This is a genomic window from Citrobacter sp. S55_ASV_140, assembly GCF_018919505.1.
Lineage (GTDB): Bacteria > Pseudomonadota > Gammaproteobacteria > Enterobacterales > Enterobacteriaceae > Citrobacter > Citrobacter werkmanii.
Genome location: NZ_JAHLQZ010000206.1, coordinates 1 through 6,660, shown reverse-complemented (window position 1 = coordinate 6,660; position 6,660 = coordinate 1). Strand labels below are relative to the sequence as shown.

Annotated in this window: 9 protein-coding genes; 5 read left to right on the top strand and 4 right to left on the bottom strand. The window is 49.1% G+C overall.

All coding sequences use genetic code 11. The features are described 5' to 3' along the window. The first annotated feature begins 122 nt into the window (after window positions 1-122). The 4 genes from dacA to lipA all read left to right on the top strand — a co-directional run bounded on the left by dacA (window position 123) and on the right by lipA (window position 3,631). Complete coding sequence (gene dacA / locus KQJ18_RS20330) at window positions 123-1,334, top strand: D-alanyl-D-alanine carboxypeptidase DacA (protein WP_216422594.1); 1,212 nt, start codon at window positions 123-125, stop codon at window positions 1,332-1,334. A 106-nt stretch (window positions 1,335-1,440) separates the two neighbouring features. Beyond that, window positions 1,441-1,704, top strand: coding sequence for a DUF493 family protein YbeD (gene ybeD / locus KQJ18_RS20325; RefSeq protein ID WP_003022706.1), 264 nt, complete (start codon window positions 1,441-1,443; stop codon window positions 1,702-1,704). A 113-nt stretch (window positions 1,705-1,817) separates the two neighbouring features. Then, on the top strand, window positions 1,818-2,459 hold the full coding sequence (gene lipB / locus KQJ18_RS20320; protein ID WP_085047521.1) for a lipoyl(octanoyl) transferase LipB: 642 nt from the start codon (window positions 1,818-1,820) through the stop codon (window positions 2,457-2,459). A gap of 206 nt (window positions 2,460-2,665) precedes the next feature. After that, on the top strand, window positions 2,666-3,631 hold the full coding sequence (gene lipA, locus KQJ18_RS20315; RefSeq protein WP_003022702.1) for a lipoyl synthase: 966 nt from the start codon (window positions 2,666-2,668) through the stop codon (window positions 3,629-3,631). Between the two features lie 98 nt (window positions 3,632-3,729). Here lipA and tatE read toward each other — a convergent pair whose 3' ends face one another. Beyond that, entirely contained in the window at window positions 3,730-3,933 is a 204-nt protein-coding gene (gene tatE, locus KQJ18_RS20310) for a twin-arginine translocase subunit TatE (RefSeq protein WP_038638735.1), read from the bottom strand. 128 nt (window positions 3,934-4,061) lie between these two features. Then, window positions 4,062-4,850 (bottom strand): deaminated glutathione amidase, encoded by a 789-nt coding sequence (locus KQJ18_RS20305; RefSeq protein ID WP_038638732.1) that lies wholly within the window; start codon window positions 4,848-4,850, stop codon window positions 4,062-4,064. Window positions 4,851-4,940: 90 nt separating this feature from the next. Here KQJ18_RS20305 and crcB point away from each other — a divergent pair, with 90 nt between their 5' ends. Further along, window positions 4,941-5,324: a fluoride efflux transporter CrcB gene (gene crcB / locus KQJ18_RS20300; RefSeq protein ID WP_003831281.1), complete on the top strand. Its 384-nt coding sequence runs from the start codon at window positions 4,941-4,943 to the stop codon at window positions 5,322-5,324. A 51-nt stretch (window positions 5,325-5,375) separates the two neighbouring features. Here crcB and cspE read toward each other — a convergent pair whose 3' ends face one another. Next, the gene (cspE, locus tag KQJ18_RS20295) at window positions 5,376-5,585 is read right to left on the bottom strand and encodes a transcription antiterminator/RNA stability regulator CspE (RefSeq protein WP_000034825.1); all 210 of its coding nucleotides are present in this window, start codon (window positions 5,583-5,585) and stop codon (window positions 5,376-5,378) included. A 188-nt stretch (window positions 5,586-5,773) separates the two neighbouring features. Further along, complete coding sequence (gene pagP / locus KQJ18_RS20290) at window positions 5,774-6,337, bottom strand: lipid IV(A) palmitoyltransferase PagP (RefSeq protein ID WP_137346984.1); 564 nt, start codon at window positions 6,335-6,337, stop codon at window positions 5,774-5,776. Window positions 6,338-6,660: the final 323 nt, after the last annotated feature.

The window sequence follows — 6,660 nt, the reverse complement described above, 5'->3', positions numbered from 1 at the left end:
ATTGTCAATTTCCGTAAATGACATTAACAAAGTCACGCGGAAAGTCAGATGCCTGCCCGTTATGCATTTGCTATAGTAGGGCACTTTTTTTTAATTTCATCACGGACGTCGTAGTTCAGACCATGAAGACCACTTTTTCCGCTCGTTTCGTGCAGCGTATGGCGCTCACCGCGGCTCTCTGCGCAGCTACTCTTTCTGCTGCCTATGCCGATGACCTGAATATTAAAACCATGATCCCCGGCGTTCCGCAGATCGATGCGGAGTCGTATATCCTGATTGATTACAACTCAGGTAAAGTTCTGGCAGAACAGAATGCTGACACTCGCCGCGACCCCGCCAGCCTGACCAAGATGATGACCAGCTACGTCATCGGCCAGGCGATGAAAGCCGGGAAGTTCAAAGAAACCGATCTGGTCACCGTTGGCAATGACGCATGGGCTACGGGTAACCCGGTCTTTAAAGGTTCATCGCTGATGTTCTTCAAGCCAGGCATGCAGGTTCCTGTCTCTCAGTTGATCCGTGGTATTAACCTGCAGTCCGGGAACGACGCATGTGTGGCGATGGCTGACTTCGCTGCCGGCAGCCAGGATGCTTTCGTCGGCCTGATGAACAGCTATGTGAACGCGCTGGGTCTGAAAAACACCCACTTCCAGACCGTTCATGGTCTTGATGCTGACGGTCAGTACAGTTCAGCCCGCGATATGGCGATGATTGGTCAGGCGCTGATTCGCGATGTACCTAATGAATACTCTATCTATAAAGAAAAAGAGTTCACCTTTAACGGCATTCGTCAGTTAAACCGTAACGGTCTGCTGTGGGATAACAGCCTGAATGTCGACGGTATCAAAACCGGTCACACCGATAAAGCTGGCTATAACCTTGTTGCATCCGCAACCGAAGGCCAGATGCGTCTGATCTCCGCCGTAATGGGTGGCCGCACCTATAAAGGTCGCGAAACCGAAAGCAAAAAACTGCTGACCTGGGGCTTCCGTTTCTTCGAAACCGTCAACCCGCTGAAAGTGGGTAAAGAATTTGCCTCAGAACCCGCCTGGTTTGGCAACACCGATCGCGCATCGTTAGGTGTCGATAAGGATGTCTACCTGACCATTCCGCGCGGCCGTATGAAAGATCTGAAAGCAAGTTATGTGCTGAACACCACTGAACTGCACGCACCGCTGCAGAAAAACCAGGTTGTCGGTACCATCAACTTCCAGCTTGATGGCAAAACCATCGAGCAGCGCCCACTGGTCGTGCTGCAGGAAATCCCGGAAGGCAACTTCTTTGGGAAAATCATTGATTACATTAAATTAATGTTCCATCACTGGTTTGGCTAAAAATCGAACACTTGAAAGTGTGATTTACGTCCCCATATACTAGGTATCCAGATAACTCCCACGCGCTGTGGGAGTTATTATTTTTTGATGTAACGCCGGAGCTGACATGAAAACCAAACTTAACGAACTGCTTGAATTCCCTACTCCATTTACTTACAAAGTAATGGGGCAGGCGTTGCCTGAGCTGGTTGATCAGGTGGTTGAAGTGGTACAGCGCCATGCGCCAGGTGATTACTCTCCGACGGTAAAACCGAGCAGCAAAGGCAACTACCACTCGGTCTCTATCACCATCACTGCTACACACATTGAGCAGGTTGAAACACTGTACGAAGAATTAGGCAATATTGATATCGTACGCATGGTGCTGTAAAAACCTGTCGGTTACCCGCTGCATCCCCGCTCGGGTAACCCCTTCCTCCTGTGATATACTTTTCCCCTCTTTAACATTCTCTACTCTGTGTGAGTATCTACGGAGATGCCGTTTTGTATCAGGATAAAATTCTGGTCCGCCAGCTCGGTCTTCAACCTTACGAGCCAGTCTCTCTGGCCATGCACGAATTTACCGATACCCGCGATGAAAACAGTCATGATGAAATCTGGCTGGTAGAGCATTATCCTGTCTTTACCCAGGGTCAGGCCGGTAAAGCCGAGCATGTACTGATGCCGGGAGATATTCCGGTGATTCAGAGCGATCGCGGCGGTCAGGTGACCTACCACGGTCCAGGTCAACAGGTCATGTATGTGCTGTTGAACCTGAAACGCCGCAAACTGGGCGTTCGCGAACTGGTTACGCTGCTGGAGCAAACTGTCGTCAATACCCTTGCGGAAATTGGCATCGACGCCCACCCGCGAGCCGATGCGCCAGGCGTTTATGTCGGTGAGAAGAAAATCTGCTCATTAGGGTTACGTATTCGTAAGGGATGTTCATTTCACGGCTTAGCGCTCAACGTGGATATGGACCTGTCGCCTTTCCTGCGTATCAACCCTTGCGGTTATGCCGGAATGGAGATGGCAAAAGTATCGCAATGGGATAACGCTGCCACGACTGAGAGCATTCGCCCACGCCTGCTGGCCAACATTCTGGCGCTGTTGGGTAACCCACCGCACGAGTACGTTGTGGACTAAAAAGGCTGTCATACTTTGCCACGGCATATGTTGTGGCAAATGGCACAAAACAACAACTATTTTACATTTTGCCAGCCTGTCAGGCTGCTTTCTGGCCCGTTTCAATGATATACTGCGTATCACTAATTCAAAAATAGTTGATAAATGCAACATTCCCTTGAATTGAAACGCTTTCCTTCGTAATTCGCAACTGGAACACGCAAGCTATGAGTAAACCCATTGTGATGGAACGCGGTGTTAAATACCGCGATGCCGATAAGATGGCTCTTATCCCGGTTAAAAATGTGGCAACAGAGCGTGAAGCCCTGCTGCGTAAACCGGAATGGATGAAAATAAAACTGCCAGCGGACTCCACCCGTATCCAGGGCATCAAAGCGGCAATGCGCAAAAACGGCCTGCACTCTGTCTGCGAAGAAGCTTCCTGCCCTAACCTGGCTGAATGTTTCAATCACGGAACCGCAACCTTTATGATCCTCGGCGCAATCTGTACTCGCCGTTGCCCATTCTGTGACGTTGCCCATGGTCGTCCGGTTGCGCCTGATGCTAACGAGCCGTTGAAACTGGCTCAGACCATTGCGGACATGGCGCTGCGCTATGTCGTCATTACCTCCGTTGACCGTGACGATCTGCGTGACGGCGGTGCTCAGCACTTTGCTGACTGCATCACCGCTATCCGCGAGAAAAGCCCATCGATTAAAATCGAAACGCTGGTGCCTGACTTCCGTGGTCGTATGGATCGCGCGTTGGATATCCTCACGGCCACGCCGCCGGACGTATTTAACCACAACCTCGAAAACGTACCGCGTATTTACCGTAACGTACGTCCGGGAGCTGACTACAACTGGTCGCTGAAGCTTCTGGAGCGTTTCAAGGAAGCGCACCCGGAGATCCCGACTAAATCGGGTCTGATGGTAGGTCTGGGTGAAACCAATGCCGAAATTATTGAAGTCATGCGCGATCTGCGCAGTCATGGCGTGACCATGCTGACGCTGGGGCAGTATTTGCAGCCGAGCCGCCATCACCTGCCGGTGCAACGCTATGTCAGCCCGGATGAGTTCGACGAGATGAAAGCCGAAGCCATGGCGATGGGCTTTACCCATGCAGCCTGCGGCCCGTTTGTTCGTTCTTCATACCACGCTGATATGCAGGCCAAAGGGCTGGAAGTGAAGTAATCGTGTAATACTCACTTACATATCAGCAATAAAAAAACCGGCAATTTGCCGGTTTTTTTTCATACAGAGCATACAGTATGAGCATCATGCTCCTGATATTACTCTTTATGAGAGAGCTTTTCCGCCTGAACGCTACCATCAGCCTCTTTCCTGGCATCGGTATTATCGTCGTTCATCGCTTTCTTAAAGCCCTTAATTGCCGTTCCCAGGTCTCCACCCAGTGTACGTAACTTCTTGGTACCAAACAGCAGAACGACCAGTGCGGCAACCACCAGCAGTTTGGTAATACTAATCTCACCCATAGATACCTTCTTAACTTAAACCAGGCTACATTATGCGCCATATTAACCTGAGAATATTAACGGCCTTTCGACGCGCGCACACAATAGCAATCTGTAACAAGGTGAATCAAGTCTTGTTTAAAAAAACGTCATAATAATTGCGGTGGCGCAAAGCGTCGGTTGATTAACACCGGAAGTTGCGCCCTGACCTGCTTCACCCGCTCTGCTGAAACCTCGGCCATAATCAGCGCCGGCGTTTCTGCCGCTGCGGCAATGGTCACCCCAAAGGGATCGATGACCCGGCTTTGCCCAATGTTCTTATTACCACATTCTCCAGCGGCAATAACATAGCAAGTAGCATCAAGAGCCCTTGCCGCCAACAATGTTGCCCAGTGATGCTCTTTTAGCGCTCCCCGCACCCAGGCGGCAGGTAAAGCGAGAATGTCTGCCCCCTGCAGAGCGTGCGCTAACGCCAGCTCAGGGAAACGCAGGTCATAGCAGGTCATCAACCCTACCTTTAATCCGTCTACGTCCAGCAGCGGCGCTATGGCGTCTCCTGCATCGACATTCCGCGACTCCTGAATCGCAAACGCGTCGTAAAGATGCAATTTTGCATAATGGGCAACAACCCGACCTCCCCGCAACGCCACCAGCATGTTAAAAGCCCGACCTGGCACAGAAGGAACATGAATCGTCAGAATTGTCGTCATCTCATTTTGCGCGCTTTCTCGGAGTAAACGCGTCAGGAACCCACCCTCCAGCAATTGCGCTGACTTCACTGACAGGTCAGGGTCAATATCGTTACGGGCCAGCAACGCCTCCGGTAGTACCAACAACGATACTCCCTCTCCTGCGGCCTGAGACATTAATGAAGCGCAGGTTTCTGCATTCTTTTCCCACGAAGGACCCACGGCAAACTGCCCTGCTGCAACGAACATATTCCCTCCAGAAAAGTTTGTCAGGCTCGCCAACAACGATTATTCAGCGTTACACTCACCCTATATACAATCAAATAGCAGGATTTAGCAGTGTTACAACTTCTTTTAGCGGTTTTTATCGGTGGTGGTACAGGTAGCGTAGCAAGATGGATGTTGAGCATGCGCTTCAACCCACTGCATCAGGCTATCCCATTCGGTACGCTGGCGGCAAACTTACTTGGCGCGTTTATCATTGGTATGGGTCTGGCGTGGTTTAATCGCATGACAAACATCGATCCAATGTGGAAAGTGCTGATTACTACCGGCTTTTGCGGCGGGTTGACAACGTTCTCCACCTTCTCGGCAGAGGTCGTGTTTTTACTTCAGGAAGGACGCTTTGGCTGGGCTATGGTGAATGTGCTGGTTAATCTGCTGGGGTCATTTGCGATGACCGCCCTGGCATTCTGGCTGGTTTCTGCCTCTCCCGCACATTAGAGCGAAAAAAACCCGCAATTAAGCGGGTTTTGAATGCTTGCTGTCGTATGCTTACAGAGCGATTACGTTTGCAGCAGAAGGGCCTTTGGCACCGTTAGTGATTTCGAACTCTACGCGCTGACCTTCAGCCAGAGTTTTAAAACCATTGGTCTGGATTGCAGAGAAGTGTACGAACACGTCTTTGCTGCCATCTTCCGGAGTAATGAAACCGAATCCTTTGGACTCATTAAACCACTTAACGTTACCTTTAATCTTAGACATCAAAATTACCTTTACATGAAAAATAGACACAAATGCTGTGTCGGGTATCAGTACAACAATTGTGATGCGCTTTGTCCAGTCGAACTTTATCAAAAAGTGATAAATGTCGCGTTATTTTTCAGTAACCGTTTCCATCCATATGTTTTTAATGGTTTTTTTAAAACCTGACTGACAATACAGGCAGTCCATCAAAACTGGAAGCGTAACCACGCAAAGTAGACGTTACCATTGTTATAGGTTCCTGGAATGTAGGTCATCTGAAACGTTGCCGGACCATAACCGATTGACGCCAGCGGTAACAGCACCGGTACGGGAATGTAGTTCCAGTTATCGCGTGCGGTAAAACCAGCGGTAAAGCCAAGGCCGGTATGGAAGTTATCATCAGGCAGCGGTCGCCAGGTTTTCTCCCAGCCGTAGCCGCCAATCGGTTCCCATTTATTGTAGGAATCCTTAAAGGCCATAATATAAAGCCCGTGCCAGTTACCTTTATCATCCCAACGGGACTGGCCAAATCCTGCCCCCCAGGGGCGCTCATTGTAGCGATCCGTTTTTTCTTTATCGTAGGCAAAACGGGCATGCCAGGTAATAGCCGGTACATACAGGTCATAATGCTCCGGCTGCTGCCAGGTTTCACTGACATTATCTTTAAACGTGGCAAACCAGCCTTTATCTTCAGCAGCGCCCTGGGGAATGAAAGCTAACTGAATAAAAAGAAATGAAAAAATGAGAAAATATCGTTTAGCGACAATCACAACTTAATTACCATCCTGGGAGTTATCAGCAATTGTAGCAAACTCAACCTTAATGTTAACTTAACAAAAATGCGCAGGTAAAAAATCAGAATATTCTTTGGATAATGCTTATAAGATGATTCCCCCTCTATTTTCTGGGCTTTATTACAGGAATAATTTTCTCTTGATTGCTATTAAATTGTTCTTTTCAAACGTGACAAGTAAATAAAGAAACAATAATTTAACACTCTCATATCAAAACACACACAGCAGCAATGCTGTTTCACAGTTTTTGCCGGGGATATTCTTTTTTAAACCACGATGTTGAAAAAACAGTCAGGCCA

Bases quoted from the DNA above. Each gene is read 5' to 3' on its own strand.
- ybeD (WP_003022706.1), top strand. From the start codon at position 1,441: ATGAAAACCAAACTTAACGAACTGCTTGAATTCCCTACTCCATTTACT.
- dacA (WP_216422594.1), top strand. From the start codon at position 123: ATGAAGACCACTTTTTCCGCTCGTTTCGTGCAGCGTATGGCGCTCACC.
- lipA (WP_003022702.1), top strand. From the start codon at position 2,666: ATGAGTAAACCCATTGTGATGGAACGCGGTGTTAAATACCGCGATGCC.
- cspE (WP_000034825.1), bottom strand. From the start codon at position 5,585: ATGTCTAAGATTAAAGGTAACGTTAAGTGGTTTAATGAGTCCAAAGGA.
- tatE (WP_038638735.1), bottom strand. From the start codon at position 3,933: ATGGGTGAGATTAGTATTACCAAACTGCTGGTGGTTGCCGCACTGGTC.
- KQJ18_RS20305 (WP_038638732.1), bottom strand. From the start codon at position 4,850: ATGTTCGTTGCAGCAGGGCAGTTTGCCGTGGGTCCTTCGTGGGAAAAG.